This is a genomic window from Bifidobacterium sp. N5G01 (assembly GCF_002742425.1).
Classification (GTDB): Bacteria; Actinomycetota; Actinomycetes; order Actinomycetales; family Bifidobacteriaceae; genus Bifidobacterium; species Bifidobacterium hominis.
The window spans coordinates 543,691-570,456 of sequence record NZ_NJNP01000001.1; the positions used below are offsets into that span (position 1 = coordinate 543,691).

The 26,766-nt window shown below is 57.2% G+C and carries 33 protein-coding genes; 2 read left to right on the forward strand and 31 right to left on the reverse strand.

Going from position 1 to position 26,766, the window contains the following annotated elements; genetic code table 11:
- The 24 genes from rpmD to CE168_RS02460 form a co-directional block, all read right to left on the reverse strand.
- The gene (gene rpmD / locus CE168_RS02345) at positions 1–186 is read right to left on the reverse strand and encodes a 50S ribosomal protein L30 (protein ID WP_180753352.1); all 186 of its coding nucleotides are present in this window, start codon (positions 184–186) and stop codon (positions 1–3) included.
- A complete protein-coding gene (gene rpsE / locus CE168_RS02350; protein WP_099570959.1) occupies positions 183–908 on the reverse strand; it encodes a 30S ribosomal protein S5 in 726 nt (241 codons plus the stop codon). Before rpsE ends, rpmD begins: the two co-directional genes overlap by 4 nt.
- The gene (gene rplR / locus CE168_RS02355) at positions 905–1,276 is read right to left on the reverse strand and encodes a 50S ribosomal protein L18 (RefSeq protein ID WP_003835989.1); all 372 of its coding nucleotides are present in this window, start codon (positions 1,274–1,276) and stop codon (positions 905–907) included. The genes rpsE and rplR overlap by 4 nt, the downstream gene beginning before the upstream one ends.
- Positions 1,276–1,815 carry a 50S ribosomal protein L6 gene (rplF, locus tag CE168_RS02360; protein WP_099570960.1) on the reverse strand — a complete coding sequence of 180 codons (540 nt, stop codon included), beginning with the start codon at positions 1,813–1,815 and terminating at the stop codon, positions 1,276–1,278. The genes rplR and rplF overlap by 1 nt, the downstream gene beginning before the upstream one ends.
- A gap of 17 nt (positions 1,816–1,832) precedes the next feature.
- Positions 1,833–2,231: a 30S ribosomal protein S8 gene (rpsH, locus tag CE168_RS02365; protein ID WP_003808048.1), complete on the reverse strand. Its 399-nt coding sequence runs from the start codon at positions 2,229–2,231 to the stop codon at positions 1,833–1,835.
- A gap of 84 nt (positions 2,232–2,315) precedes the next feature.
- On the reverse strand, positions 2,316–2,501 hold the full coding sequence (locus tag CE168_RS02370) for a type Z 30S ribosomal protein S14 (protein ID WP_003808046.1): 186 nt from the start codon (positions 2,499–2,501) through the stop codon (positions 2,316–2,318).
- Between the two features lies 1 nt (position 2,502).
- Positions 2,503–3,075, reverse strand: coding sequence for a 50S ribosomal protein L5 (gene rplE / locus CE168_RS02375; RefSeq protein WP_003808042.1), 573 nt, complete (start codon positions 3,073–3,075; stop codon positions 2,503–2,505).
- On the reverse strand, positions 3,072–3,407 hold the full coding sequence (gene rplX, locus CE168_RS02380) for a 50S ribosomal protein L24 (RefSeq protein ID WP_003808040.1): 336 nt from the start codon (positions 3,405–3,407) through the stop codon (positions 3,072–3,074). Before rplX ends, rplE begins: the two co-directional genes overlap by 4 nt.
- Position 3,408: 1 nt before the next feature.
- On the reverse strand, positions 3,409–3,777 hold the full coding sequence (gene rplN / locus CE168_RS02385) for a 50S ribosomal protein L14 (protein ID WP_003808038.1): 369 nt from the start codon (positions 3,775–3,777) through the stop codon (positions 3,409–3,411).
- Between the two features lie 91 nt (positions 3,778–3,868).
- Positions 3,869–4,129, reverse strand: coding sequence for a 30S ribosomal protein S17 (gene rpsQ / locus CE168_RS02390; protein WP_003808036.1), 261 nt, complete (start codon positions 4,127–4,129; stop codon positions 3,869–3,871).
- Positions 4,129–4,386, reverse strand: coding sequence for a 50S ribosomal protein L29 (gene rpmC, locus CE168_RS02395; protein ID WP_003835994.1), 258 nt, complete (start codon positions 4,384–4,386; stop codon positions 4,129–4,131). Before rpmC ends, rpsQ begins: the two co-directional genes overlap by 1 nt.
- Positions 4,386–4,805 (reverse strand): 50S ribosomal protein L16, encoded by a 420-nt coding sequence (gene rplP / locus CE168_RS02400; protein ID WP_003835996.1) that lies wholly within the window; start codon positions 4,803–4,805, stop codon positions 4,386–4,388. Before rplP ends, rpmC begins: the two co-directional genes overlap by 1 nt.
- 8 nt (positions 4,806–4,813) lie before the next feature.
- Positions 4,814–5,617, reverse strand: a complete 804-nt coding sequence (gene rpsC, locus CE168_RS02405; RefSeq protein WP_099570961.1) for a 30S ribosomal protein S3 — start codon at positions 5,615–5,617, stop codon at positions 4,814–4,816.
- Positions 5,618–5,619: 2 nt separating this feature from the next.
- On the reverse strand, positions 5,620–5,979 hold the full coding sequence (gene rplV / locus CE168_RS02410; protein ID WP_003808026.1) for a 50S ribosomal protein L22: 360 nt from the start codon (positions 5,977–5,979) through the stop codon (positions 5,620–5,622).
- A gap of 16 nt (positions 5,980–5,995) precedes the next feature.
- Entirely contained in the window at positions 5,996–6,274 is a 279-nt protein-coding gene (gene rpsS / locus CE168_RS02415) for a 30S ribosomal protein S19 (protein ID WP_003808025.1), read from the reverse strand.
- 15 nt (positions 6,275–6,289) lie between these two features.
- Positions 6,290–7,120 (reverse strand): 50S ribosomal protein L2, encoded by an 831-nt coding sequence (rplB, locus tag CE168_RS02420; protein WP_099570962.1) that lies wholly within the window; start codon positions 7,118–7,120, stop codon positions 6,290–6,292.
- Positions 7,121–7,156: 36 nt separating this feature from the next.
- Positions 7,157–7,453 carry a 50S ribosomal protein L23 gene (gene rplW / locus CE168_RS02425; protein WP_003808021.1) on the reverse strand — a complete coding sequence of 99 codons (297 nt, stop codon included), beginning with the start codon at positions 7,451–7,453 and terminating at the stop codon, positions 7,157–7,159.
- A gap of 5 nt (positions 7,454–7,458) precedes the next feature.
- On the reverse strand, positions 7,459–8,124 hold the full coding sequence (gene rplD / locus CE168_RS02430) for a 50S ribosomal protein L4 (protein ID WP_099570963.1): 666 nt from the start codon (positions 8,122–8,124) through the stop codon (positions 7,459–7,461).
- Positions 8,125–8,130: 6 nt separating this feature from the next.
- Positions 8,131–8,772, reverse strand: a complete 642-nt coding sequence (rplC, locus tag CE168_RS02435; protein ID WP_003836003.1) for a 50S ribosomal protein L3 — start codon at positions 8,770–8,772, stop codon at positions 8,131–8,133.
- Positions 8,773–8,789: 17 nt separating this feature from the next.
- Complete coding sequence (rpsJ, locus tag CE168_RS02440) at positions 8,790–9,098, reverse strand: 30S ribosomal protein S10 (RefSeq protein WP_003808013.1); 309 nt, start codon at positions 9,096–9,098, stop codon at positions 8,790–8,792.
- Between the two features lie 465 nt (positions 9,099–9,563).
- Positions 9,564–12,293: a bifunctional acetaldehyde-CoA/alcohol dehydrogenase gene (gene adhE / locus CE168_RS02445; RefSeq protein ID WP_099570964.1), complete on the reverse strand. Its 2,730-nt coding sequence runs from the start codon at positions 12,291–12,293 to the stop codon at positions 9,564–9,566.
- A gap of 352 nt (positions 12,294–12,645) precedes the next feature.
- Positions 12,646–13,617: a helix-turn-helix domain-containing protein gene (locus tag CE168_RS02450; RefSeq protein WP_099570965.1), complete on the reverse strand. Its 972-nt coding sequence runs from the start codon at positions 13,615–13,617 to the stop codon at positions 12,646–12,648.
- Between the two features lie 39 nt (positions 13,618–13,656).
- Positions 13,657–14,697, reverse strand: a complete 1,041-nt coding sequence (locus tag CE168_RS02455) for an NAD(P)-dependent alcohol dehydrogenase (protein WP_099570966.1) — start codon at positions 14,695–14,697, stop codon at positions 13,657–13,659.
- 74 nt (positions 14,698–14,771) lie between these two features.
- Entirely contained in the window at positions 14,772–16,040 is a 1,269-nt protein-coding gene (locus tag CE168_RS02460; RefSeq protein WP_099570967.1) for an MFS transporter, read from the reverse strand.
- 217 nt (positions 16,041–16,257) lie between these two features.
- Between CE168_RS02460 and CE168_RS02465 the strand changes: the two genes are divergently transcribed.
- Positions 16,258–17,388, forward strand: coding sequence for an ROK family transcriptional regulator (locus CE168_RS02465; protein WP_236824288.1), 1,131 nt, complete (start codon positions 16,258–16,260; stop codon positions 17,386–17,388).
- Between the two features lie 170 nt (positions 17,389–17,558).
- On the opposite strand, the gene CE168_RS02470 is transcribed toward CE168_RS02465, so the two are convergent.
- The gene (locus CE168_RS02470; protein WP_065435493.1) at positions 17,559–17,960 is read right to left on the reverse strand and encodes a VOC family protein; all 402 of its coding nucleotides are present in this window, start codon (positions 17,958–17,960) and stop codon (positions 17,559–17,561) included.
- A gap of 314 nt (positions 17,961–18,274) precedes the next feature.
- Between CE168_RS02470 and glgX the strand changes: the two genes are divergently transcribed.
- A complete protein-coding gene (gene glgX, locus CE168_RS02475) occupies positions 18,275–20,722 on the forward strand; it encodes a glycogen debranching protein GlgX (protein WP_099570969.1) in 2,448 nt (815 codons plus the stop codon).
- A gap of 88 nt (positions 20,723–20,810) precedes the next feature.
- Here glgX and rpsI read toward each other — a convergent pair whose 3' ends face one another.
- The 6 genes from rpsI to CE168_RS02505 form a co-directional block, all read right to left on the reverse strand.
- Entirely contained in the window at positions 20,811–21,302 is a 492-nt protein-coding gene (gene rpsI, locus CE168_RS02480; protein WP_099570970.1) for a 30S ribosomal protein S9, read from the reverse strand.
- A 20-nt stretch (positions 21,303–21,322) separates the two neighbouring features.
- Positions 21,323–21,772, reverse strand: a complete 450-nt coding sequence (rplM, locus tag CE168_RS02485) for a 50S ribosomal protein L13 (protein ID WP_003836021.1) — start codon at positions 21,770–21,772, stop codon at positions 21,323–21,325.
- A 329-nt stretch (positions 21,773–22,101) separates the two neighbouring features.
- Positions 22,102–24,264: a 4-alpha-glucanotransferase gene (gene malQ / locus CE168_RS02490; protein ID WP_099570971.1), complete on the reverse strand. Its 2,163-nt coding sequence runs from the start codon at positions 24,262–24,264 to the stop codon at positions 22,102–22,104.
- A 68-nt stretch (positions 24,265–24,332) separates the two neighbouring features.
- Entirely contained in the window at positions 24,333–25,004 is a 672-nt protein-coding gene (locus CE168_RS02495) for an AbrB family transcriptional regulator (protein ID WP_099570972.1), read from the reverse strand.
- 32 nt (positions 25,005–25,036) lie between these two features.
- A complete protein-coding gene (locus CE168_RS02500; RefSeq protein ID WP_099571169.1) occupies positions 25,037–25,675 on the reverse strand; it encodes a YigZ family protein in 639 nt (212 codons plus the stop codon).
- A 66-nt stretch (positions 25,676–25,741) separates the two neighbouring features.
- Positions 25,742–26,731, reverse strand: coding sequence for a D-2-hydroxyacid dehydrogenase family protein (locus tag CE168_RS02505; protein WP_099570973.1), 990 nt, complete (start codon positions 26,729–26,731; stop codon positions 25,742–25,744).
- Positions 26,732–26,766 lie beyond the last annotated feature (35 nt).

The window sequence follows — 26,766 nt, forward strand, 5'->3', positions numbered from 1 at the left end:
TCAGTCAGCCTCCTCAACGGTGACCAGGTGACGGAGAACCATCAGCTGGCCACGAAGGGCCGGGGTGTCCTCACGAGTCACGGTCTTGCCAATCTTGTTCAGGCCCAGAGTCTGAGCCGCAGCACGCTGCTTCGGAGTGGAGTTCACCAGACCGTGGTGCAGCTTGATGTTCAGGTTAGTCATCACTCACCGTCCTTCTGAGCGGCCTTGGCCTGTGCTTCTTCACGGGCCTTGCGAGCCTCGGCGATGCCTTCGGCGCGAGCACGCAGCAGGGAGTCAGGAGCCACCTCTTCGAGGGACATGCCACGACGAGCTGCGATCTCTTCCGGCTCTTCGAGCTTCTTGAGAGCGTCGACAGTTGCGCGCACCACGTTGACGGCGGTGGCGGAGCCCATCGACTTGGTCAGGACGTCGGTGATGCCAGCGCATTCCATGACGGCGCGGACTGCACCGCCGGCGATAACGCCGGTACCCGGAGCAGCCGGGCGCAGGAGCACGGTACCTGCTGCATCATGACCGATCACCGGGTGGGTGACGGTGCCCTTGATGCGCGGAACGGTGAACATGTGCTTCTTGGCATCCAGCTGGCCCTTGGCGATTGCAGCCGGGACCTCACGGGACTTGCCGTAGCCGACACCCACGGTGCCGTTGCCGTCGCCAACCACCACGAGGGCGGCGAAGCTGAACGTACGACCACCCTTGTGGGTCTTGGACACACGGTTGATGGTCACCACGCGATCGAGCAACTCGTTCTCGTGAGATTCCTCACGACGATTGCGACGCTCGCCACGACGACCCTCGCCACGCTGGCCACGACGGGACTTGCGATCCTCGTTGGTAGCCTCAGCAGCAGCCTGAGTGTTCTGAGTTTCTTCAGCCACTTGGGTTTCCTTTTCGTTGTCGCTCACAGTGCCAGACCTCCCTCGCGGGCGCCTTCAGCGACAGCTGCGACGCGGCCATGATACTTGTTGCCGCCACGATCGAACACAACCGCGGTGATGCCTGCGTCCTGAGCCTTCTTGGCAATCAGTTCGCCGACCTTCTTGGCGGCTTCGGTCTTGGTGCCCTCGAAACCAGCGAAATCGCTCATCAGAGTGGATTCGCTCACCAAGGTGATGCCCTTGGTGTCGTCAATGATCTGGGCAACCATGTGACGGTTGGAACGGGTAACCACCAGACGCGGGAGCTCCGGGGTACCGCTGATGCGCTTGCGCAGACGAGCGTGACGGCGCTGGAGCGCGACCTTCTTGCCCTTACCGAAAATCTGGACGCTCATTACTTACCAGCCTTTCCAGCCTTGCGCAGGATGCGTTCATCCGAGTACTTGATGCCCTTGCCCTTGTAGGGTTCCGGAGCGCGAAGCTTGCGGATGTTTGCGGCGCACTGGCCGACAGCCTGCTTGTCGATACCCTTGACGATCACCTGGTTCGGGTTCGGCAGTTCGAACTCGATGCCTTCCGGCGGCTCAACGGTGATGGTGTGGGAATAACCGAGGGAGAACTCGATACCCTTACCCTTCGCCTGAGCACGGTAACCGGTGCCGACGATATCCAAGGTCTTGGCATAGCCTTCGTGCACGCCCTTGACCATGCTCGCCACGATGGAACGAGCCAGGCCGTGCTTTGCACGGGTCGGACGCAGATCGTCAGCCGGGACGAGGATGATCTCGTTGCCTTCGACCTGAGCGGTGATGCCTTCCGGAATCTCGTAGGAGTCAGTGCCCTTAACGCCCTTGGCGGTGAAGGACTGACCGTCGATCTTAACTTCCACGCCAGCAGGAATGGTGACGGGGAGCTTACCAATATGCGATGCCATGTTTCAGCTCTCCTTTCTCACCAAACGAAAGCGACGATTTCGCCGCCGATGCCTCGGTCGAGGCATTCCTTCTGGGTCAGCAGTCCCGAGCTAGTCGAGATGATTGCGATGCCAAGACCACCGAGCGGCATCGGCAGAGCATCGGACTTTGCGTAACGACGCAGGCCCGGCTTGGAGATGCGCTTGATGCCCTGGATGGAACGCTCGCCGTTCGGACCATACTTGAGGGTGACCTCGAGAGTCTGGCCGACCTTGGCTTCCTTAGCGGTGAAGTCCTTGATGTAGCCTTCGCGCTTCAGAATCTCGGCGATGTTCGCCTTGAACTTGGAGTACGGCATATCCACGGTTTCGTGCTTTGCCGCGCTCGCATTACGCAGACGCGTAAGCATGTCTGCGATCGGATCTGTCATTGTCATTTGGGCTTATTGCCCTTTCTCGCCGTGGTTTCCGCCGCCCGCACGCTTTTCAGCGATTGGGCCGCGGACCTTCAGCGTCGTTATTTACCAACTGGACTTCGTAACGCCGGGCAGCTCGCCGCGGTGGGCCTTCTCACGAAGGCAGATGCGGCAAAGGCCGAACTTGCGGTAGACGGAGTGAGGACGACCGCAGACCTGGCAACGCGTATAAGCGCGCACCTTGAACTTCGGCTTAGCGGCCGCCTTGTTCTTAAGAGCGGTTTTTGCCATATCAGTTCTCCTTGAAGGGGAAGCCGAGGTGCTTCAGGAGCACGCGAGCTTCCTTGTCGTCCTTGGTGCTGGTCACCACGGTGATGTCCATACCGCGCTGGTGATCGATCGAATCCGGATCGATCTCGTGGAACATGGACTGCTCGGTGAGACCAAAGTTGTAGTTGCCTTGGCCGTCGAACTGGTCACCGTTGATGCCACGGAAATCGCGGATACGCGGCAGAGCCATGGTCAGAAGGCGATCCAGGAACTCCCACATACGCTCGCCACGCAGGGTGACGTAAGCGCCGATGGCCTGGCCTTCGCGCAGGTGGAACTGTGCGACGGACTTCTTAGCCTTGGTGATCTTCGGCTTCTGGCCGGTGATCAGGGTGAGGTCCTTGACGGCGCCTTCGATGAGCTTGGAGTCGCGAGCAGCGGCGCCAACGCCCATGGAGACGACGACCTTCTGAACGCGAGCGACCTGCATCGGGTTGGAGTAGTGGAATTCCTTCTCCAGCTCCGGCACAATCTGCTCGTTGTACTTCTGCTTCAAGCGCGGAGTTGCCGGCGCTTCGACAGTGGTATCGGTCATGCCAGCTCCTTTCCGGACTTCTTGGCAACACGCACACGCACGGTCTTCACCTTGCCGTCGCGAGCCTCTTCCTTTTCGACGATGCGCACGCGGGTCGGCTGCTTGGTCTCCGGATCGATGACCATCACGTTGGAGCGATGAATCGGAGCCTCGACAGCCACGATGCCGGCCTGCTGGCCCTGCTGCGTGGCGCGAACGTGCTTCTTGACGATCTGCACGCCTTCAACGATCAGACGATCGTCCTTGAGCACCTGCTTGACGGTGCCTTCCTTGCCGCGATCCTTGCCGCGGATGACCTTGACCAGGTCGCCGCTCTTAATCTTGGCTGCCATGTCAGATCACCTCCGGGGCGAGGGACACGATCTTCATGAAGCGCTTGTCGCGCAGTTCACGACCGACCGGTCCGAAGATACGAGTGCCCTTCGGTTCACGGCCAGAGCCGAGAATGACGGCGGCGTTCTCGTCGAACTTAATGTAGGAGCCGTCCACACGACGGTGCTCCTTGACGGTGCGGACGACGACAGCCTTGACGACGTCGCCCTTCTTGACCGACCCGCCAGGGATGGCGTCCTTGACGGAGGCGACGATCACGTCGCCGATGCCGGCATAGCGTCGCTTCGATCCGCCGAGCACTCGGATGGCGAGGAGTTCCTTCGCACCCGTGTTGTCGGCGACATGAAGCCGCGTTTCCTGCTGAATCATTGATTCTCCTTAGCCGAGCTGGTTCTCCCCAAGCACCCCGCCTGCCTGCTTGAAGCAGGCGGGGTGACTCACGGAGCCTTGCCGAACTTATTTACTTAGCGCGCTCGATGATGCTATCGAGACGCCAACGCTTGGTCTTGCTCAGGGGCCGAGTCTCCATAATACTCACGAGGTCGCCAATGTGAGCCTCGTTGTGTTCATCATGGACCTTGACCGTACGAGTGGAACGCACGACCTTGCCGTACAGCGGGTGGGTCGAACGCTGCTCGAGCTCGACGGAAATCGTCTTGTCCATCTTATCGGACACGACGTAACCGCGACGAACCTTGCGGAAGTTACGCTCTTCAGCCATTACTTCTCCTCAGCTTTCGTTTCGGTCGCCTCGGGGGCCTGGCTGATGCCGAGCTCACGCTCGCGCAGGACGGTGTACATCCTGGCGATGTCGTGCTTGACCGCCTTGAGGCGGGCGGTGTTTTCGAGCTGACCGGTCGCGGACTGGAAGCGCAGGTTGAACAGCTCTTCCTTGGACTTCTTGAGGAAGCCCTCGATCTCCTCGTTGGTCTTCTCGTTCAGATTCTTCATGGTGTAGTCTGCAGTTCCGACTGCCATCAGATGTCACCGCCTTCACGAGCAATAACACGGCACTTCATAGGGAGCTTGTCGATTGCGCGGCGCAGAGCCTCGCGAGCGACATCCTCGGACACGCCACCGATCTCGAACATGACGCGACCCGGGTGGACGTTAGCGATCCAGAATTCCGGAGTACCCTTACCGGAACCCATTCGGGTGCCGAGCGGCTTCTTGGTCAGCGGACGATCCGGGAAGATCGTGATCCACACGCGGCCACCACGCTTGATGTAGCGGGTCATGGCGATACGAGCGGCCTCGATCTGGCGGTTGGTCACATAAGCTGGAGCCAGAGCCTGGATACCGAAATCGCCGAATGCGATCTCGTTTCCGCCCTTGGACATGCCACGGCGGACCGGACGGTGCTGCTTACGATACTTGGTTCTCTTTGGGATAAGCATTTCTCAGCTCACTCCTTCGTTTCCGTTGCGGCAGGTGCCTCAGCTGCGGCCGGAGCCTCTGCTGCTGCGTTCTGCTGCGGGGCAGCGTTGCGCTGGCCACGACGCGGACGGCGATCGCCGCGACGGCCCTGACGGTTGTTGCCCTGCTGTGCCTGCTGCTCTTCGAACTCACGCTCGGTCATATCGCCCTTGTAGATCCAGACCTTCACGCCGATGCGGCCGTAAGTGGTCTTGGCCTCGAAGAAGCCGTAATCAATGAGGGCGCGCAGGGTCTGCAGCGGAACGCGACCCTCGCGATAGAACTCGGAACGGCTCATTTCGGCACCGCCAAGGCGACCGGAGAGCTTGATACGAATACCCTTAGCGCCTGCACGCATGGCATCCTGCTGGGCCTTACGCATCGCGCGACGGAAGGTCACGCGGTTGGTGAGCTGCTCAGCGATGCCCTGTGCGACGAGCTGGGCGTCCAGTGCTGCGTTCTTCACTTCGAAGATGTTGAGCTGGACCTGCTTGCCAGTGAGCTTCTCAAGCTTGGCGCGAACGCGCTCAGCTTCAGCACCACGGCGGCCGATGACGATGCCCGGGCGAGCAGTGTGGATGTCCACACGCACGCGGTCGCGGGTACGCTCGATGACGATACGGGACACGCCCGCGCGCTCGAGATCCTTGCTCATGGCCTTGCGGATGACGTCATCTTCGAGAACGAAGTCGCGGTAGCGTTCGCCGACCTTGTTGGAATCGGAGAACCACTTGGAACGATGGTTCTCAGTGATTCCCAGGCGGTAGCCAAACGGATTGATCTTCTGACCCATCTTTAGCGGTTTCCTTCCTTGTTAGCGACGACGACCGTGATATGGCTGGTGCGCTTGTTGATACGAGCGGCACGGCCCTGTGCACGAGCGCGGAAACGCTTGAGCGTCACGCCTTCGTCCACATAGGTCTCCTTCACGACCAGGTCGTTCTCGCGGAACGGCTCACCGGCCTTGTCGGCCTTCACGCGAGCGTTCGCGATGGCGCTCTCCAGGACCTTACGCACCGGAAGGGATGCGTCCTGCGGAGCGAACTTCAGAATGGTGATGGCTTCGGTCGCCTTCTTGCCTCGGATGAGGTCGACCATACGGCGAGCCTTGCGCGGCGTCACGCGGACGTGACGAGCGATTGCTTTAGCTTCCATGTGTCCTTACTCTCCTTTAGCGGCGTGCCTTCTTGTCGTCCTTCACATGACCCTTGAAGGTCTTGGTCGGGGCGAACTCACCGAGCTTGTGGCCAACCATGGATTCGGTGACGAACACCGGAACATGCTTGCGGCCATCGTGAACGGCGAAGGTGTGTCCGATGAAATCAGGGGTGATCATCGAACGACGGGACCACGTCTTGATGACGTTGTGCGTACCCTTCTCGTTCTGCTCGTCGACTTTCTTCTGCAGGTGGGCGTCGACGAAGGGGCCCTTCTTGATGCTACGAGTCATCTACTCGACACTCCCTTACTTACGGTTCTTACCATTCGGGCGACGACGAACAATCATCTTGTTCGAAGCCTTCTTCGGACGGCGGGTACGAACCTCGCCCTTGCCCCACGGAGAAACCGGCGGCTTGCCACCGCGGGTACGACCGCCGTGCGGGTGATCGACAGGGTTCATGGATTCACCACGGGTGATCGGGCGCTTGCCCATCCAACGTGCACGACCTGCCTTACCGAGCTGGATGTTGGCGTGATCGGAATTGCCGACCTCACCGATGGTTGCGCGGCAGCGAGCGTCCACGTTGCGGATTTCGCCGGACGGCATACGCAGCTGGGCGTAAGCGCCATCCTTGGCAACGAGCTGCACGGAAGCACCTGCGGAACGGGCGATCTTGGCGCCGCCCAGCGGGCGAAGCTCAATCGCGTGCACAACGGTACCAGTCGGGATGTTGCGCAGCGGCAGGTTGTTTCCCGGCTTGATATCAGCCTTGGCGCCGGTCTCGATGACGTCACCCTGCTTGATGCCTTCCGGAGCGATGATGTAGCGCTTCTCACCATCTGCGTAGTGCAGCAGTGCGATGCGAGCGGAACGGTTCGGGTCGTACTCGATGTGAGCGACCGTTGCCGGCACGCCGTCCTTGTCCCAACGCTTGAAGTCGATGAGACGGTACTGGCGCTTGTGACCGCCGCCACGATGGCGGGAGGTCATACGGCCGTAAGAGTTACGACCGCCAGTCTTGCTGAGTTTGCGAACCAGCGACTTCTCAGGCGTGGAACGCGTGAGCTCGGAGAAGTCCGAGACGGACGCGTTACGGCGGCCTGCAGTCGTCGGCTTATAAACGCGGATAGCCATAATCTAGTTCTTCCTTTAACTTTTCTCGGCTAGCCTTCAGTTACCGAAGATGTCGATCGTCTGGCCCTCGGCGACGGTCACGATGGCGCGCTTCTGATTGACACGCTGGCCGAAACCGTTGCGGGTGCGCTGACGCTTGCCAGCGCGGTTGAGGGTGTTGACGTTCGTCACCTTGACATTGAAGATCTCTTCGATTGCCTGCTTGATCTGAACCTTGTTCGCGTTCGGAGCCACCACGAAGGTGTACTGACCGCGATCAGACAGAGCGTAGCTCTTCTCAGAAACGACAGGCTTGAGGATGATGTCGTGTGCGGGCTTGTGAATAGCGACCATGAAAATCAGGCCTCCTTTGCAGCCGGCTCAGCCTTCGCAGCGAGGAAAGCATCGAAGCCTTCCTTGGAGAAGACCACGTACTGAGCGGTGACCACGTCGTACGTGTTGAGCTGATCGGCGAAGATCGGGTGAACGGTCGGGATGTTACGAACGGAAAGCCATTCGTTCACATTCTCGCGAGAGAGCACCACGGTGGTGAACTTGTTCTCGGTCACCGGGGTAAGAGCGGCAACAGCGGCCTTGGTGGACGGGGCTTCGGAAACACCGAAGTCCACGACTGCCAAGCGACCTGCGTTGGCGCGATCGGAAAGCACGTACTTGAGAGCAGCGGCCTTCATCTTCTTCGGGGTGCGCTGGGAGTAGTCGCGCGGCTGCGGACCGAACACGGTGCCGCCGTGGTACCACTGCGGTGCACGGATGGAGCCCTGACGAGCACGACCGGTGCCCTTCTGCTTCCACGGCTTACGGCCACCGCCGGAAACCATGCCACGGGTCTTGGTGGCGTGGGTGCCCTGACGAGCAGCGGCGCGCTGGGCCACCACAACCTGGTGGATCAGCGGGACACGGGACTGGACTTCTTCGGCGGAGAAGCCGAAGATCTCAGCCGGAGCCTCGACGGTTCCGGTTGCATTGCCCTGGTTATCGGTAACGTTCAGAGTAACGTTTGCCATGATTTATCAGGCTCCCTTCACTGCCGAACGGACGAGAACGATGCTGCCCTTCGGGCCCGGGATGGCGCCCTTGATGGCGAGCACGCCGTTCTCAACATCCGACGAAACGATGGTGAGGTTCAGCGTGGTGTTGGTTACATGACCCATGCGGCCAGCCATACGCTTGCCCTTGAGGATACGGCTCGGGGTGGCGCATGCGCCAACAGAGCCAGGACGGCGCTCGTTCTTGTGAGAACCGTGGGTACGACGATAGGACTTGAAGCCCCAGCGCTTGATGGTGCCTGCGAAGCCCTTGCCCTTGGTGGTACCGGTCACGTCGACCAGGGTGCCCTCCGGGAACAGCTCAGCGGTCAGCTCCTGACCCGGCTCGAACTCTTCGGCGTTATCGGTGCGGACCTCAGCGAGGTGACGACGCGGGGTGACGCCAGCCTTGGCGAAGTGGCCGGCGAGCGGCTTAGTCACCTTGGTCGGGTCAACCTGGCCGTAGCCAAGCTGAACAGCCTTGTAGCCGTCGGACTCTTCGGACTTGACAGCGGTCACCACGTTGGTGGAGACATCAACGAGGGTCACAGGAACGAAGAAACCGTTCTCGTCCCAGACCTGAGACATGCCGAGCTTCTTGCCCAGCAGTGCAGTGCGATTAGACATAATGGTTCCCTCCTCCCTTACAGCTTGATCTCGATGTTCACATCTGCGGGCAGATCAATGTGCATAAGGGAATCCACGGCCTTCGGGGTCGGGTCCACAATGTCGATGAGACGCTTATGAGTGCGCATCTCGAAATGCTCGCGAGAATCCTTGTACTTGTGAGGAGAACGGATAACGACAAACACGTTCTTCTCGGTCGGGAGCGGAACCGGGCCAACCACAGTTGCGCCCGCGTTCGTCACCGTTTCGACGATCTTCTTCGCCGATTGGTCGATGACCTCATGGTCATAGGACTTAAGCCTGATGCGGATTTTCTGTCCCGCCATTGCCTTCCGCCCTTTCTAGCGATTCGTTAGTTACTGTTTACCAGCCTGCTTCTCAAAGGGCACCGGCGCAGAAGACCTCCCGGAACCGTGGAAGTTCCGTGGCCATACCACATCAGTGCGCAGCCATGCAGTTTTCACTCTCGTGATCACTGTGCCACGCTCGCTTTTTTAATTCCAATTTGCGAGCCCTAAAATCAGGCAACTTCTTTATTTAAGCATCAGGGGTAGTCTTAAGAAATCCTCGCGTGTCGCGGTCAGAAGTCCTGTTGCAGACCCCGAATCGAAGTGCCGAACGTAACTGATCGCCATTCCGGTATCATTCGAAAATGCTTTTCCATATACATAGAGAAACGAGGAACCCGGTTGAACGAATCCAACCAAATTCCTCGTTATCAATGGTGTCTATCGATGTAGCGCAAGCACCTTATGTATAGGTCAATATTGGTGACCTATACATGAAACGACTCACGCGCGCTCGGAAGCTTCTTCCGTGGCAGCCTCGCCCTGGCGCTGGACGCGCAGCTTGTGTCCTTCGGCCTGGCTGACGCCGTAGTATGCGGCGATGGCGATATCCTTCATATCCTCGATCTGCGGGATACGCGGATTTGCCGGAGCGCACTGATCCTCGTAGGCACGCATGCCAATCTGGTCAAGGATGGACCAGAAGTAGTCCTCGTCCACACCGCACTCCTGGAAGCTCTTGTTCATGCCGAGCTTGTTGTCGCGGTAGTCCTCGACGGCCTTGGCCAGGTTCTCAACGCCCTCTTCCGGAGTCTTGCCCGGGTTCACACCAAGGTTCTTGGCGATCTCCTGATAGCGTTCCGGAGCGATGTACTTATTGTACTTCGGCCAACTGGTCGGTTCCTCCGGGATGGAGCCGTTGTAGCGGATGACGTACGGCAGCAGGATGGAGTTGGTACGACCGTGGGCGACGTGGCACAGAGCACCGATGGTGTGGGCCATGCCGTGGCACATGCCGAGGAACGCGGAGCCGAATGCCATGCCGGCCATAGTGGCGGCGTTGTGCATCTTCTCCTGGGCCTTGATCTTGTCTTCACCCGGCTCGCCGTTGACGGACTCGGCGAGGTTGTCCCAGATCAGCTTGGCTGCGTGCAGCGCCATGCCATCGGTGAAATCGTTGGCATAGACGGAGACGTAAGCTTCGAAGGAGTGGGTCAGGGCGTCGAAGCCGGCATCGGATGCGAGCTTGCGCGGCTGGGTGCGTGCCAGCACCGGATCGACGATGGCGACGGACGGAGTCAGCGCGTAATCGGTGATCGGGTACTTGTAGCCGGTCTTGTGATCGGTGATCACAGCAAACGGCGTGACTTCGGAACCGGTGCCGGAGGAAGTCGGGATGCACACGAGCTTGGCCTTCTTGCCCAGCGGCGGGATCTTGAAGGCGCGCTTGCGGATGTCGAAGAACTTCTCACGCACATCGGAGAAGGAGATTTCCGGGTGCTCATACAGCAGCCACATGATCTTGGAGGCGTCCATCGGGGAACCACCGCCGACGGCGATGATGGTGTCCGGTTCGAACTCCTCACGCATCATGGTGGCGCCGCGCTCGACGGTTTCGACGCTCGGCTCCGGCTCGACGTAGTCGATGATGCGGAAGGTCACGCGGTTGGAACGTGCACGCAGCTGGTCGATGATCTTGTCGACCACGCCAAGCTGCTCCATGACCTTATCGCACACGATGACGGCCTTTTCGATGCCGTACATGTCGCGCAGGTACTTGATGGCGTTCGGCTCGAAGTAGGTCTTGGCCGGAATCTTGAACCACTGCATGTTGTTGTTCCTCCGAGCGATGCGCTTGATGTTGAGAAGGTTGACTGCCTGGACGTTGCCGGACACGGAGTTGCCGCCGTAGGAGCCGCAACCGAGGGTCAGCGACGGTGCGATGGCGTTGTAGATATCACCCACGCCGCCGAGGGAGCTCGGAGAGTTCCAGATGATGCGGCATGCGTGCATGCGCTGGCCGTATTCGCGGACCAGAGCCTGATCGTTGGTGTGGATGGCTGCGGTGTGGCCTGCGCCATGCTTGAGCATAGCCTCGCACATTTCGAAGGCCTGTTCCTTGTTGTCGGACTTCAGCACGGCCTGGACCGGAGCGAGCTTCTCCATGGTCAGCGGCTCGTTCTCGCCGACTTCCTTGCACTCGGCGGCAAGAATGGTGGCGTCTTCCGGAATCTCAAAGCCTGCGGCCTTGGCGATGTACTGCGGGGACTTGCCCGGCACCACGGAGTTGAGCTTCGGGGTCTGACCAGAGTATGCGGTGCAGCCGAACATGTACTGCTCGAGCTTGGCCTTCTCTTCGTCGTTCACGAAGTAGGCCTTGCGGCGCTTAAGTTCCTTGATCAGCGGAGCGTAGACTTCCTTGTCGGCGATGATGGCCTGCTCGGTGGCGCAGATCATGCCGTAATCGAAGTGCTTGGAGAGCACCAGATCATTGGCGGCGCGCACGATGTCGACGTTCTTGTCGACATATGCCGGAGCGTTGCCAGCGCCGACGCCGAGGGCTGGCTTGCCGGAGGAGTATGCGGCCTTGACCATGCCCGGGCCACCGGTGGCGAGGATGGTGGCGATACCGTCATGCTTCATCAGGGCGCCGGTGGCTTCGATGGACGGGTGCTCGATCCACTGGATACAGTTCTCAGGAGCGCCTGCCTCGATGGCTGCGTCGCGCACGATCTTGGCGGCTTCGACGGAGCACTTCTGTGCGCCCGGGTGGAAGCCGAAGATGATCGGGCAGCGGGTCTTCAGTGCGATCAGCGACTTGAAGATGGCGGTGGAGGTTGGGTTGGTGACCGGGGTCACGCCGGCGACGACGCCGACTGGTTCGGCGATCTCGTCGATGCCCATGACGTCGTCTTCACGAATGATGCCGACGGTCTTCTGGCCGGCCAGATAGTTGGTGACGTGCTCGCAGGCGAAGATGTTCTTGGTGGCCTTGTCTTCCACCAGACCACGGCCGGTTTCCTCAACGGCCATCTTGGCGAGCACCAGATGCTTGTTCAGTGCTGCGACGGAAGCCTTGGCGACGATACGGTCAACCTGCTTCTGATCGAGCTTTTCGAAATCGTCAAGAGCCTTCAGGCCCTTCTTGACCAGAGCGTCGACCTCAGCCTCGGCTGCGGCGAGCTTCTCTTCCGGAGTCGGCTTGGTCGGCTCTTCCTTCTTTGCGTCTGCCACTTGAAGTCCTCCTCGATTCTTTGGGGGTTGCAAAGTAGTTTCCCGTTATTCCATCCACCTCGAAGCGAATGGACGCATTGCTGGTCTTTTGTGACCCAGGACACACTTTAGTGAGTATGCAATATGATGTTCCACTGTGTCGTGTCGCAAAAGAAATGTTATCTTCTGTTCTTTTAATGTTTAGATCGCGTTCTTTTATGAAATCAAAAAGCCTTAAAAACATCATTTTGAGCGTTTTTGTTGCTTTTTATCATGAATCACACACACTTTCTCAAGTCTCACCTCCTCATCTTTTATAAAAGTATTTTCTATATGATATCAATCATATCAAACTTTTACAAAGTCGATTTACTTATCTTGTTCGTCCAATGTATTTTTTCCGCCAGCCAGTAGGAGTTTCGCCCGTTTCTTCAAAGAAGCGACGATTGAAATTCGAAGCGTTGCCATATCCGCAAGCACGACGAATCGACGCGACGCTTTGATTCGTGGTCGTCAGCAATCTGCATGCATGCCCGATACGCAATCGTCGAACAAAATCCGAAAACCTTATTCCTGCGGCCCTTTTGAACAGACGAGAGAAAGCCGAAACACTCATTCCGGCCTGATGAGCGGCCAAATCCAGGCTAATTTCACCGCTCAGATGCGATGAAATGTACTCAATGGCATCGTTGACCACACGTTCCGCACCGCTGCATACAGCCGGATCGTATCCGGACGCAACCACTGTATAGGATTCATCTGCGGGGGCATGCGCGAACACATCCAACACACGAATCAGATCGCTAACACGGCAAGCAAGACTATGTTCCTCCATGCTTTCCAGAATCGAACCGGCCTGACGAGCGGATTCACCGCTCAGCACCAACGCCTGCTCCGCACGCCTCAACACCATTGCAAAACCAGACGTTTCCGGAAATCCAGACATCAGCAGACGCATGGTTTCCGGACGCACATGGCACACCACATCACGCTGACGAAGCCGCTCCCCCGGAGCGATGTCGGACACCCAATTATGCGGAAGATTCGAACCAATCAATGCAACCTGCCCGGCCTCATACGGAACAACGGCATTGCCCGCCATCATCAATCCGGTACCTTCCCGAATCAGATGAATTTCAATATGAGGATGATGATGCCATTTCGCCAACGAGCTTGGGTAGCCATGCTTCGCCCAACGCACCGAAGCCTGCGCGTCCGGCACAATGATCTCCAATACGCCGGAATCGTTCGAACTTCCACCTTTCGGCACGAATCCACCAAAAGAGGTCTGAGCCAAAGCCGCCTTCCCATGCCGATTATCGTTGACTTGTGCAACAGCGCCCATGGCATAGACCCCTTTTGTCGTTCCGTAACGTGCGTAACGTCAGTCGTTATTCACAGTAATCTGCAGCTTAATATCTCCAGGACGCCCCTCGGCCATGCGATCGAACGCCGCCTTGGCATCCTCCATCGCATAGGTGTCGGTGATGAATGGCTTCAGATTCAGTTTACCGTTAGCCACGAGGTCAATGGCCTTCTGATACACATTGGCATAACGGAAGATATTTTCAATGCGCACCTCGGTAGCCTGCAGTTCCGTAATGTCGATAGCCACCGGATTGACCGGAATGCCAACGACAACGGCAGCGCCACCGGGAGCAATCAGCTTCCAGAATGTCTCGTATGACTTCGGCGAGCCCGAGCACTCGAAAGCCACATCAGCACCCCAGCCCCCCGTTTCCTCGCGGACGCGCTCCACCAGATCCTCCTTGGTGAGATCCACCGGAATAATACCTGGAATCTGGGCCGCAATCGCCAGTTTGATTGCCGACACATCGGAAATCAGCACCTTAGAAGCGCCACCCGCCAACGCACACGACGCAGTCAGCATGCCAACCGTGCCCGATCCAGTGACCACGCAGACATCGCCCGGCTTGATACGAGCCTTGGTGGCGGACCACATGCCCACAGCCAACGGTTCAAGCAGCGCACCCTCACCGAAGCTCACATTGTCGGGCAGCTTGTAGGTGAACGCCGCAGGATGGTTCACCGTTTCACACAGGCAGCCATCAATCGGCGGAGTGGCAAAGAAACGCACCGCAGGATCGACGTTATACATGCCCAGTTTGCTGGCACGCGAACTCATATCCGGAATACCGGGCTCCATGGCCACACGATCGCCCACCTTGAAGCCTTCGACGCCAGGACCGACCTCAACCACCGTGCCGGAAGCCTCATGACCGAGAATCATCGGCTGCTTCACCACATATTTACCCACGCGACCATGCGTGTAATAGTGCAGATCGGAACCGCACACACCAACAGTATGCGGCGCGATCTTCAGCTCGCCCAGACCAAGTGCGGGGGCGTCAGGTACCTCACGCACATTGATGACGCCCTGCTCTTCGAGAACGACTGCCTTCATGATTATTCTCCTTTGTGGATAATGGTTTTTTTGAGAAAAATGATGATGCTTGAGCAATTGATATTCAATTGCGATTAGTTACGTCCGATCGTGACAATGCGATGGCCGCGATCGTCAAATCCGGGTTGATGAGGATGAATGCCGAACGTGGCCAACGATCCGATCGCATAACAGATCGCATACGTCCAGCACACGCCGCCGAATCCGACAGTGGAAATCAGCACCGTCGCAATCAGCGGACCGAAAAACGTAGTCAGGCCGGAAGCGAGATTATGCGCGGAAATCGCAGCACCCTTATGTTCCGGTGCCAACGCGGGAAACACGGCTCCCATAGGAACGAAAGCGGAAATTCCCAATCCAAGAACAACCGCATCAGCGCACATAAGCACCATATTCGCCCCGAAAAACTGCGGAATGTAATACATGCCCAGCGTGCCGATCACACAGAACCAGCAGCCAAACCAGCGCATTTGCCTCATCCAACCATACGAATCGCCCATACGACCCCAGAACACATTGCCAAAAATGGTGACCACAAACTGGAATCCCCAAATCTGACTCCATTGCGAAACCTCAAACCAAGCTCCGCCACCATTGTTGGTAGTAGCTAAGTAGAGCGGCATGATGACGGGAAAGCCATACAATGTCAGATTGCAGATCACACGCACCACCGCAGCCAATGCAATTTGGCGATTATGCACCAGAATGGTGGCTCCTCGACTAAGCTCGCGCAGCTTGTCGGCATTGCTCATGGAAGAGGTGTCAGCACCCTTGCTTTTCGGCACCAGCAGCAGGCAAATCAGCAGTCCAGCTATAGAGAACGGCAACGAAAGCCACAGCGAGTAGTACTCCCCCACCAGCGGAATGGTGAAACTCGGCAAATATGCGCCGAATACGCCAATGCCGAACGAGTAGGCGGCCCAAAACCACCCCATAGCCGACGCGAGCTTGGCGGGATCGATGGTTTGCGCCATCAACACCACGAACGAGTAAATGAACAGCGGGTAGCCAACACCTCGCAACGCATACACGCCTAGCATCAGCGGATAGACGCCGCTCGGCAGCGCCACACCGACGAACAGCAGATGCAAAACGACCCAGGAGCTTGCGCCGATCAACATGATGCGTTTGGCACCGAACATTTCAGCCAGCACACCGGACGCCCAGCCGGCAAGCGCAGCCATCAGCCCGTACATGGTGAACATCAGCGACGATTGTGAAGAACTGAATCCCTGGTCCACGATGTATTTGGACAAAAAAGTCAATTCAAAGCCATCGCCAGTCATGAACACCGCTATGGCGACCAAGCCGGCCAATAGCGTGCGCGGCAGACCTATCTTCATAACATGTCTCTTTTCTTGGTAGAACGTCGTTGTCACCGTCTCAACTTTTTTGTTGATAAACATATTTTCGACGCAGAAAAGTGGCAGAAAATCCTTTATGCACAGCTATTTTTGATACTTTTTTGCAATACCTGATATCTCAGACCAACACGAGACATAAGGAAAGGACTTTTATGAAGTAGTCTTGAAAAAGAAGTTGCGCAGGAAGGATCAACCAGTGAAAGCCCAATCCGCCCTATCAGTCAAAGAAGCCAATCTCAAGGCCATGACCGCGTTCATCTATACCCAAGGTTCAGCCACCAAGCAGATGTTCGAACACGAATTAGGGCTCAGCCTGCCAACCATCACGCAGAATCTGCGCGCCATGGAGGCCGACGGGCTCATCGTCAAAGGCGAGATGCAGCAATCCACCGGTGGACGCAAAGCGCAAATCTACGAATTCGCGGCACACTCCAGTGTGGCTATCGGCGTGCGAATCCAAACCACACGAATCACGGCCATCGCCATTGATCTGAACGGCAAATCCGTGGCCACCAGACAGCGCACACTCCCCTATCGCAACAACGACGCCTACTACCAGCGCATGAACGGCATCATCAACGGTTTCGCGCAGGAACTGGCGAAACAAGGCAGCACGGTGCTAGGCGTGGCCTTCTGCATGCAAGGCATCGTATCGGTAGACGGGCAGTCGATCACCTTCGGCAAAATCATGAACAACACCGGCCTGAAACTCAGCGAACTCAGCCACGGCCTCAACTATCCGTCGCTGATGATTCACGATTTCGACGCTTCTGCCATGGCGGAACTTTGGTTCGACCACAATCTGAAGGATGCCGTCTGCATCTACCTCGAACGACGCCCAGGAGGCGCGGTCATCGTGGACGGATCGCTCTACCAAGGGCCAAACCAATGCAATGGCTCAATCGAACATATGACGCTGATTCCAGGCGGAAACCCTTGCTATTGCGGGCAATTGGGATGCATGGACACCTACTGCTCGCCGGAAACGCTGATGGAGGACGGCGAAAGCCTGCCCGGCTTCTTCTCGGTGTTGGAACAAGGCGAGCAGGAGCACCGCAAACGATTCTCGCAATGGCTGGATTATGTGGCGCTGGCGGTAACGAATATTCGCTCGGTATTGGCCGGCGACGTGATTATCAGCGGTGAGGCAGCACAATATCTCGACGATGACGATATGGCCGGACTACGCGAACGCGTGGTAGAACATACGCCATTCGGCACCACGGATTTCACCCTGCGCAAGGGGATGGCGCTCGACCATCAAGACATTATCGGCGCGGCATTGCGCTTTGTGGAGCCTTACGTACGCGAATTATGCGATATGTGACCGCTTTTGCGCACATATTAATCGCATTAATCGCATCGATTGCATAACAAAAGAAGCGTGTTGCCGAACCCGTATATAAGGTTCAGCGCACGCTTCTTTGTTTTCTTCCGCCTGCTTCGCTTGCTGTATTTGTTTTCAGCGATTATTTGACGGTACTCATCTAATGATAGTTATTTGACAATCTGGCAGAATTCGATGGTTTCGCCGTTCGGTCCGTACACATTGAAGTAACGAATGCCGTGCTCCCAGAAGCTGTCGATATGCTGGATTTCGTTATCTTTGAAATTCAGTCCGAGTTTCTTCGCGTTGTCGAATGCGGCTTCGATGTCGGGAGTGTCGAATGCCCAATGATTAATGGCACCAGTAGTCAGCGGAGCCGGATCACCCTCCCATGTTTCGATGGTCAGATGGCCGTAACGCAGGAATGCGCAACGGTTTTCGCCGTTATGGAACAGTCCGGCCAATTCGAAACCAAGCTTCTTCGTATAGAATTCGATGGTTTCGTCGAGATCCTTCGCCGGCATGCCGGAATGCTGCAGATCGGTAGTGAATTCAGACATTGCTTTCGTCATAAAATTACCTCCTGATAACGATGAATACGATTGTTTTCCCTTTTGTGATTAGGATATGCGCTATGCGGCGATGTCAGCGGCGCATTTACCGTCATATTGTGACACTTTTTTGCTAATTCCAGGCTGTTCAGGACGAATAAACAACGTCAAGCACCGATTTTGACGACAGCCTTGGAAGCGGTGGCGATTTTTGCCGTCGAGGAAGTCCTGCACCTGCTCGAGTTCAAGCTCACGGCTGGATCAGACCGGCACGAGCGTCGACAGCCTCGACATAGCAAGCCAACAGATAATTTCAAAGTGTTTAGAATGAGGTTATGAAGAACCCACCTTTGCACCGCTACGCAACCCGACCAGGTCTCTACTTCACCGATGACGGTGGCGCCGACGCCATCGTCCGCTCCGAAACCGCCGATCAGGTATGGTTCTGCGTTCTTGAACCCCTCGATCAACCAAGTGCCTTTTATGCCGATGCAGTCCGTCTGTTCAACGAGCCGGGACTCACCTTCATCGACCAGGCGATGAAGCAACGCGTCTGCACCAGACGCATTCCCTCGCTCAACCTGCGTGAAACGCTGTTTCGCATGGACGGCCCCAATTATGGCTTGTGGTACGTGCATATCCCCCACGCATGGGATGGCATGCAATACGGCTACCGCGTCAACGGCCCTTGGGACCCTGACCGCGGCGTGAGCTTCAACCCCTACAAGCTGCTGCTCGACCCCTATGCCAAAGGCATCGAAGGATCAATAGACCTCAACCCCGGAGCATTCTCCTACAAATGCGAAATCGCGAACGGCAAAGTCAAAGGATCACCATTCGGACCGATGAGCACCATCGATTCCGTAGGCCATGTTCCCGTTTCCGTAGCCATAGACGACCGCGCTGCCAACAAGCATGATGGCGAACCGTCGCATCCGCATGTGCCATGGAGCAAAACCGTGATTTACGAGCTGCATGTCAAAGGCTTCACCGCCAATGCGCCATGGCTGCCCAAAGAACTTCGCGGCACCTATGCAGGATTGGCGCATCCGGCGACGCTTTCCTACCTGCAGGATCTAGGAGTCACCTCCATCGAACTGCTGCCGATCCAAGCCAAACAGTCCGAACTCTTCCTGCAGGAACGTGGACGCGTCAACTATTGGGGTTATTCGACGCTTGGCTATTTCGCACCGGAAGCCTCATATGCCACCAAACGCTCGCAGGAGGCCGGCGCCGCCGCCGTACGCCAGGAAGTCATTGACATGGTGCGCGCATTGCACGAGGCCGGTTTCGAAGTGATTATGGACGTGGTCTACAACCACACCTGCGAATCCGGACCGGAAGGACCGACCGTATGTTGGCGTGGACTTGACAATCTGTCGTACTATCGACGCACCAAAGACAAGATGAGTCGCCTGTACGATACCACCGGCTGCGGCAATACGCTTGATTTCACCAACACGCACGTCACCACGTTCGCCGTGGATTCGTTGCGCTATTGGGCCAAACGCATTGGCATCGACGGATTCCGATTCGATCTCGCGGCGACGCTTGCACGTCTCGACGGTGAATTCACCCGCTACCATCCATTCCTGTACGCTTTGCGCTCCGACATGCTGCTCGGCAATCTCAAAATGATCATGGAACCATGGGATTGCGGCCCGAACGGCTGGCGTACCGGCGAATTCGGCATTCCTTTCGCGGAATGGAACGACCGTTTCCGCGATTGCACACGCAAATTCTGGCTGACCGATGTGAATCGCGCGCGCGGCGGCGAACACGGCGAAATGACCATGCAAGACATGGCCACACGACTATGTGGATCCTCCGACCTGTTCGCCACCGACCCCGGCCGCGGTTCGACCGCCTCCGTGAACTATGTGGCCTGCCACGACGGCTTCACCACCGCCGACCTGACCATGTACAAGAGCAAACACAACGAGGCCAACGGCGAAAACAACCACGACGGAACAAACGACAACCATTCCGTCAATTTCGGCCACGAGGGCCCCAGCAGCAACCCAATCATCGTACGGCAGCGCCAGCGCGCCATCATGAACCTGCTGGGCACGCTCCTACTGTCGTTGGGCACGCCAATGCTGCTCGCCGGCGACGAATTCGGCAATTCGCAAAACGGCAACAACAACGCCTACACGCAAGACAACGACACTACATGGCTTGATTGGGATTGGCTGTACAGCACCGAGCAAACGCCGGAATTGAAGCAATTCAATCTAATGTCACGCTTGATCACATTGCGGAAATCCCTCGATTTGTACAATCATGAGGATTTCTTCACTCGCCTGAGCGAAATCGGTTTACTGAAGAAATCCGATCGCGTGCATTGGTATCTTCCGGACGGGCAGATGCCGAACGATTCGGATTGGACGAATCCTTCCGTACGCTCGTTCGCCATGCAGCTGCTCTCCCCCGACGAGCCGACCCTGCTAATTCTGATCAATGGATCTGACGAAGTTACGCGTTTCCATCTTCCGAAAGGCATTGAATGGGAGATGGTCTGGTCCTCGGCTGAGATTGTTGGAGAATATCCCGGTTTGGGAACGTCCATCGAACGGGTGTCGGAATTCGACGAGGAGTCGGAAAACAAGCCGGCAGGCAGATTGCGCAATCATCTGCACCGCATCAATATGATGTACTGGCAGACGCAAGACGATGAAGCAAATCTGCAATCCGCCGACGATGGATTGTCGGAAGACGATCCGACATTGTGGACGCTTCCGGCGTTGAGTATCAGTGCGATGAAGCAGATGCCGACCGCTTGATTCCATCAAGAGCTGCTTGAATCGCTCAAATACCAAGAAACCCCTCGGAAAACGAATTTCCGAGGGGTTTCGTATAAGCCGTAAAGCTTTAGCGCTTCGAGAACTGCGGAGCGCGACGTGCCTTGTGCAGACCGGCCTTCTTGCGTTCCACGACGCGAGCGTCGCGGGTCAGGAAGCCAGCCTTCTTCAGGGCTGCGCGGTTCGCATCACGATCAATGGCGTTCAAAGCGCGGGCAACGCCCAGGCGGATTGCGCCAGCCTGGCCGGTGGTGCCGCCACCGTCAACGAGGACGATAGCGTCGAACTTGCCTTCGAGCTTGAGAAGCACGATCGGGGAGTTGACCTCACGCTGCAGCAGCTTGGCCGGGAAGTACTCTTCCAGAGTGCGACCGTTGATGGTCCACTTGCCAGTGCCCGGAACCAGACGAACACGAGCGACGGCTTCCTTGCGACGACCGGTGCCGTAGCCCGGAGCGATAGCGGAAGTACCGGTGCCAGCGCCAGCGTTGGTTTCGGTGGTGTACGAGGTGAGCTCCTCTTCGGTCTCGAGAACCGCGGAGTCGTTGGTGTTTTCAGCCATGTTTCTTATCTCCCTTCGGTTCACTTAGCCTGCTGCGAGACCTGAGCGATCTCGAAAACCTGCGGCTTCTGGCCAGCGTACGGATGCTCGGTGCCACAGATGATGTGGAGGCGATCCAGCTGGACCTTGGCCAGACGATTCTTCGGCAGCATGCCCTTGATAGCGGACTTGATGATGCGCTCAGGGTTAGTCTTGAGCAGCTTGCCGTAGCTATCGCGACGCAGGCCACCCGGACGACCGGAGTGCATGTACAGTTCCTTGCCCAACTTGTTGCCGGTCAGAGCGATCTTATCGGCGTTGAGAATGATCACGTGGTTGCCGGAATCGGCGTGCGGAGCGTAGGTCGGCTTGTTCTTGCCACGCAGCAGGATGGCTGCCTGGGAAGCGAGACGGCCGAGCACCACGTCGGTGGCGTCGATAACGTACCAGTCGTGAGTCAGATCAGCTGGCTTCGGAGTGAAAGTTTTCACGATGTACCTTTTCTATATATTGTGTTCCGGACCTTCCATCAACATCAATGCGTTGGTTAAGCGCGGAATGATGCCGTTTTCAGGTCTCATTATCCGTGGGCTCCCTGAAAGTCCTCGATGGCGAGTGGGAAAAGCGCTTTGAAGGACCCCGTAGGGAAACACAACAATCTACTAGTATATCGCCAGCCTTGACATTTGCGACACATCGCATAGCAAAATCAGCGCAAAATACCCCTTTTTGCACAGCAGCGAAAAACCGGCGATACACAAACGGACGTTCCGTTTCATATCGCCGGTTTTATATATCTAAAAGCTGCTGCCAAATGCGATCAGCCGCGCATAATCGCCGCGATCTCCTGCAGTCGAGCATTGCCGAACAACTCTTCCAGCGGCACGACATTGCCATCTCCGTCAGCCAGGGGAATACGCCAATTCGGATACTCGTTGCTGGTTCCCGGCTGGTTCTGCGTGCGCTTTTCACCGACCGCATCGACGATGGATGCTGCCATCAGCTTGCATGGCGATCCCTTAAGACCGCGGTACAGGGCGTCGACGATTTCGTTTTCGTTGGCAAGCTCGTCTTCCAGCACGCCAGCGTCAAGATAGCCTTCCTTGACAAGCATGTTCAGCATGGCGTGATGCTCGGCTTCCGCGGACTTCTGGAATTCCTCGACCGGACCGGACAACAATCCCAACTGCTCGCGAAGCTTGACATGCCCATACTCCAAGTAGCCTGCCGCCGGAGGCAAATCGTGCGTGTTGACGGAAGCCAGCGCATACGGACGCCAATCCTTCGGCGCACGGAACACACCGTCGAACTGTTCGAACCATTCCACTGCGCAACCGAGAATGCCGTGCTCGGACAGCGACTTGGACACATAAGCCGGAACCACGCCAAGATCCTCGCCCACGACCACGCCACCGGCGCGAAACGCTTCCAGCGCGAGAATGCCGAGCATGATGTCAGAATCGTAATGCACGTAGGTGCCGTCCATGGCCTTCTTGCCTTCCGGAATCCACCACAAGCGGAACAAGCCAAGAATATGGTCAATACGCACCGCGCCCGCATTGGAGAACATGCCATGCACCATGTCTCGGTACACCTTGTAACCGGTCTGATCAAGGGCGATCGGGTTCAGCGGCGGCTGGCTCCAATCCTGACCCTGCTGGTTGAACATGTCTGGCGGGGCGCCGACCGTGGCACCCTTGGCGAAACGTTCAGGATTCCACCACACGTCGGAACCGGCCGGATGCACGCCCACCGCCATGTCGGCGATGATGCCGATCTTCATGCCTGCGTCACGAGCCGCCTGCTGGGCCGCATGCAGCTGCTCGGTGGCGATCCATTCGAGCCAACGGTAGAATTCGAGCGTGTCAGGATACTGCGCGCGAAGCTGCGCGACCTCTTCGGAATCACGATTGTATTTACGCACCCAATCGTCGTCACTGCCATTGGAGGCGCCCCACTTGTCGTAGCACAGGCACCACGTGGCATAGGATTCGATCTCATCGCCCACTTCGGCGAGATACCGGTCGAACTCAGCTTGACGCTGTACAGAAAGACCTGCTTTGTAGATGATCCACAACGCCTGCATCTTGGTGCGCCACATCGTTTCACGGTCCAAAACCTGCGCATCGCCGTTGAGGGGCTCGACCTGCTCGTGCAGCGCGTCGACCTTCGCCTTGTCTTCCGGCGAAAGCGCGGCATATTCCGGCATGGATTCCGGACGAATATAGCTGAAGTTGATGAAACGGCGCGAAATCGGCAGATACGGAGACGGCTCGATCGGCGGCACCGGCTCGGCGGCATGCAGCGGGTTGATCAGCATGAAGTCGGCACCGGTCTTCTTCTTGGATTCGACGAGCAGGGCCTTCAGATCCTCATAATCGCCGATTCCCCAAGAACCGCTGGAACGGATGGAATAGAGCTGGCTCATCCAGCCCCACAGGGAGCCTTCCTTCATCTCGTCGAGCAGTTCAATCTTCTCCGGAGCACTGATAACGGTTGCAGACTCCGTCTTGCCGCCCACGGTGACCTCAAGGGTGTGATATCCCTCGGGAAGGTCTTCCGGAAGCACCAGGTACGATGTGCACACAAATCCGCCATCGACCTCGACCGCGGCACCGTTGCCGCCCTCATGCTCGATTTTGCCGGCATACGTCTCGCCATCTTCCAACGTGATGGAAGCTTCGGGAACGTCAAGCGCGCCGCCATGAACCTCTATCTTGCTTTTCTTACCGACAATGTGCAGCACGGTCGGAGGAATGATTCGGATGTTACGTTCACGCTGAATGGCGGCGATGGACTGTTCGATTGCATCATCGTTGGAAGCGTCGATTCCAAGCGCCTTGAGCACCGCCACAAGAACATCGTCTTCGATTTCGTGGTAATCACGGCTCATACCGACATAACTGGTAGCGACACCCACCAACTTTGCCAGACGAATGAGCGGACGGGCTAGACGCGTTGCATTTTCGGTCTGTTCTGTCATAAGCAACAGTCTATGCCCCAATCACACACACCACGCGCAAGAATCTCACAACATGACAACGTATGCAACTATTTTTCCGAAAGACGCTTTTCAGCAGCCCTTTTCACTTCTCCCGACGCATCCTGCGCAAGTTTTTCCAGCATCTGATCGGATGCATTCGGGTTCAACGCAACGGCCCTGCGCACCATGGAAGCGAGCACCGCCGGAGCATTCGGCTCGATCTCGGTTCCCAAGGATCCCAAAAAATCAAGGGTTCGCGAATCCATATCCGGATCCTGCGCGCCTTCGAGCCTCATCTTCCAAGATGTCCGCTTGTTGCGCAACGCGACATCGCGCACTTCGAGGGACTCATCCTTGGTGAGACGCCCCACCAGCCAATTCTTATCATTGGCATTGCCGGCAACGGCTTTGCGCACCTCAATGGATTCGTCGGTGGACAGTTTAACGAGAATATTCGGAAACGGCATGGTTTCCGCAAGGAAAACACGATCTTCCAACGGCGTATGTGCATTGCCTGCGACAGCCTCCAGCAGTGCCGTGGCGCGCGAGAACGCAGCCTGTTCGGAACGGTCAGGCAATGGCCGGCGCGCGAATTCACTCAGTTCAGCGGCATCCGTGGAATGCCGCAAACGCTCGTAGGTCGCGGTCAGAGGCTCGAAATCCAAAGGAATCTTCTGGTCTTGCGATTGTGCGGATTCGTTCTCGGCATTGCCGTCTTGCTTGATTTCAGCATCGGTCATAGTTTCCACCTTACGCCATTGCCTTCCGGGATTCACATTTTCACCGGACGATTGGAAGTTCCCGTTTTTTGCGGAGTCACGGTTGCATTGAACGTTTCAACCACACGCGATTCGAATTGCTGCGATTGCTCCTGCGGCACGACAACCGCCAATACGATGCGATCGGTATACTGCGCGTCCGCCTGCTCACCCTGCACCGAGGCGAGAAGATTCTGAAAACTGCCCAATTGTGAGTAGTCGAGCGTTACCTGATATTCGCTACACGGCACGATTTTCGCTTTGGTCGCCGCTTTGACGGCAATGGACGCGCCCGTGGAATATGCACGGATCAGGCCACCGGAACCCAATAGGATCCCACCGAAATACCGGGTGACGGCAACCGCGCAATCCGTCATCTCGTTGGCGCGCAGCACGTCGAGAATCGGCTTGCCGGCCGTGCCCGACGGCTCGCCGTCATCGCTCATACGTTCGGCCAAACGACCGTCGGAACCGCCGCACACCGCAGCATAGGCAACATGACGGGCTTTCGGATGCTGATCGCGAATCATCTGCACAAACGCGATCGCCTCATCCAAGGAATCGATATGGCAGGCGTCGCCAATGAATTCCGATTTCTTCTCGACGAACGCATCATGTGCGGGCTGATCGGCGGAATCGAGTATGGTCTGCATGTCTTTCAACCTACCTAATCACGCCGACCGTCCGTACGTTTTTCTTATACCGCTTCGTACGATCGCTCACACGACGACGTTGAAATCCTCGCCCTTAAAGTAAGCAGCGACCGATTGGACCACCTGTTCGGTGATGCCCACATATGCGCCGTCGGTACGCCAGGCGGTGTGTGGGGTGAGAATGATGCCTGGAATCGAGCACAGCGGATCGTCGACAGCGAGCGGCTCATGGTCAAACACGTCAAGTGCCGCAGGAATGTCGCCGCGCTGGAGTCTGGAGAGCAGCGCGCCCGGCTCGATGATTTCCGCGCGAGCCGTGTTGATGAACATGGTTCCCGGTTTCAAGGTTTCAAGGTTTTGTGCGGTGACGATGCCTTTTGTGGAGTCCAACAACGGCAGGTGGATGGACACCACGTCAGATCCGGCAATCAGTTCGTTCATGTCGTCAACCGGAGTGACGTTCAGATCGGTGAACACCCGCTCGGGAACGTGGGAGTTCCATGCGGACACGTTCATACCGAACGCTCCGGCGATACGCGCCACGGTTTGGCCGATACCTCCAAGGCCGATGATGCCAAGCTTCTTACCGTACAGTTCGTAGCCGTCGGCACCACCCCAGTTGCCTTCTTTGACTTGCCTGTCGAGCTTGCCGACCTGCCTGGCGAGTTCCATGAGCAGGGCGATGGTGTGTTCGGCTACGGCATGGTCGCCGTAGTGCACCACGTTGCATACGCGGATGCCACGTTCCTTTGCTTTGTCTAGATTGATGTAGCTGGCCACGCCGGTGCCGCCGAAAGCGTAGCATTTGGCGTTCAGACGGTCGAGGATTGAGTCGGTGCAGTGGAATCCGACCACCATGATGGCGTCGGCTTCGGCGCAACGTGCGACGATGGTATCTTCATCGAGCGTGAAATCCTTGTACATGCGTACGCGGGCAATGTCTTTGAACAGCTCGAAGTTCTTTTCGAACGGTTCGATCATCGATTCGATGATGACGGGCATAACCACCAGCGGCAGATCGGTGCGTTCCGGCTGGGTTTCGTAGATTTCATCCATGTCTTTCACCTCACACTGTACGTTCAAGCGGTTCT

What these genes read in the sequence shown, in the direction of transcription:
- rpsS (WP_003808025.1), bottom strand. Translation starts at nt 6,274, where the DNA reads ATGACTCGTAGCATCAAGAAGGGCCCCTTCGTCGACGCCCACCTGCAG.
- rplE (WP_003808042.1), bottom strand. Translation starts at nt 3,075, where the DNA reads ATGACCGATACCACTGTCGAAGCGCCGGCAACTCCGCGCTTGAAGCAG.
- rplD (WP_099570963.1), bottom strand. Translation starts at nt 8,124, where the DNA reads ATGGCAAACGTTACTCTGAACGTTACCGATAACCAGGGCAATGCAACC.
- rplF (WP_099570960.1), bottom strand. Translation starts at nt 1,815, where the DNA reads ATGGCATCGCATATTGGTAAGCTCCCCGTCACCATTCCTGCTGGCGTG.
- glgX (WP_099570969.1), top strand. Translation starts at nt 18,275, where the DNA reads ATGAAGAACCCACCTTTGCACCGCTACGCAACCCGACCAGGTCTCTAC.
- rpsC (WP_099570961.1), bottom strand. Translation starts at nt 5,617, where the DNA reads ATGGGTCAGAAGATCAATCCGTTTGGCTACCGCCTGGGAATCACTGAG.
- CE168_RS02460 (WP_099570967.1), bottom strand. Translation starts at nt 16,040, where the DNA reads ATGAAGATAGGTCTGCCGCGCACGCTATTGGCCGGCTTGGTCGCCATA.
- rplB (WP_099570962.1), bottom strand. Translation starts at nt 7,120, where the DNA reads ATGGCTATCCGCGTTTATAAGCCGACGACTGCAGGCCGCCGTAACGCG.
- rpsH (WP_003808048.1), bottom strand. Translation starts at nt 2,231, where the DNA reads ATGACAATGACAGATCCGATCGCAGACATGCTTACGCGTCTGCGTAAT.
- malQ (WP_099570971.1), bottom strand. Translation starts at nt 24,264, where the DNA reads ATGACAGAACAGACCGAAAATGCAACGCGTCTAGCCCGTCCGCTCATT.
- rplP (WP_003835996.1), bottom strand. Translation starts at nt 4,805, where the DNA reads ATGCTTATCCCAAAGAGAACCAAGTATCGTAAGCAGCACCGTCCGGTC.
- rplW (WP_003808021.1), bottom strand. Translation starts at nt 7,453, where the DNA reads ATGGTCGCTATTCACAAGCCCGCACACGACATCATCCTCAAGCCTGTC.
- rpsJ (WP_003808013.1), bottom strand. Translation starts at nt 9,098, where the DNA reads ATGGCGGGACAGAAAATCCGCATCAGGCTTAAGTCCTATGACCATGAG.
- CE168_RS02450 (WP_099570965.1), bottom strand. Translation starts at nt 13,617, where the DNA reads ATGGGCGCTGTTGCACAAGTCAACGATAATCGGCATGGGAAGGCGGCT.
- CE168_RS02495 (WP_099570972.1), bottom strand. Translation starts at nt 25,004, where the DNA reads ATGACCGATGCTGAAATCAAGCAAGACGGCAATGCCGAGAACGAATCC.
- rpsI (WP_099570970.1), bottom strand. Translation starts at nt 21,302, where the DNA reads ATGGCTGAAAACACCAACGACTCCGCGGTTCTCGAGACCGAAGAGGAG.
- CE168_RS02505 (WP_099570973.1), bottom strand. Translation starts at nt 26,731, where the DNA reads ATGGATGAAATCTACGAAACCCAGCCGGAACGCACCGATCTGCCGCTG.
- rplN (WP_003808038.1), bottom strand. Translation starts at nt 3,777, where the DNA reads ATGATTCAGCAGGAAACGCGGCTTCATGTCGCCGACAACACGGGTGCG.
- rpmC (WP_003835994.1), bottom strand. Translation starts at nt 4,386, where the DNA reads ATGGCAGTCGGAACTGCAGACTACACCATGAAGAATCTGAACGAGAAG.
- CE168_RS02470 (WP_065435493.1), bottom strand. Translation starts at nt 17,960, where the DNA reads ATGACGAAAGCAATGTCTGAATTCACTACCGATCTGCAGCATTCCGGC.
- CE168_RS02370 (WP_003808046.1), bottom strand. Translation starts at nt 2,501, where the DNA reads ATGGCAAAAACCGCTCTTAAGAACAAGGCGGCCGCTAAGCCGAAGTTC.
- rplX (WP_003808040.1), bottom strand. Translation starts at nt 3,407, where the DNA reads ATGGCAGCCAAGATTAAGAGCGGCGACCTGGTCAAGGTCATCCGCGGC.
- rplV (WP_003808026.1), bottom strand. Translation starts at nt 5,979, where the DNA reads ATGGAAGCTAAAGCAATCGCTCGTCACGTCCGCGTGACGCCGCGCAAG.
- rplC (WP_003836003.1), bottom strand. Translation starts at nt 8,772, where the DNA reads ATGTCTAATCGCACTGCACTGCTGGGCAAGAAGCTCGGCATGTCTCAG.
- CE168_RS02455 (WP_099570966.1), bottom strand. Translation starts at nt 14,697, where the DNA reads ATGAAGGCAGTCGTTCTCGAAGAGCAGGGCGTCATCAATGTGCGTGAG.
- rpsQ (WP_003808036.1), bottom strand. Translation starts at nt 4,129, where the DNA reads ATGGCTGAAGAGCGTAACTTCCGCAAGGTTCGTCGCGGTTACGTCGTG.
- rplR (WP_003835989.1), bottom strand. Translation starts at nt 1,276, where the DNA reads ATGAGCGTCCAGATTTTCGGTAAGGGCAAGAAGGTCGCGCTCCAGCGC.
- CE168_RS02500 (WP_099571169.1), bottom strand. Translation starts at nt 25,675, where the DNA reads ATGCAGACCATACTCGATTCCGCCGATCAGCCCGCACATGATGCGTTC.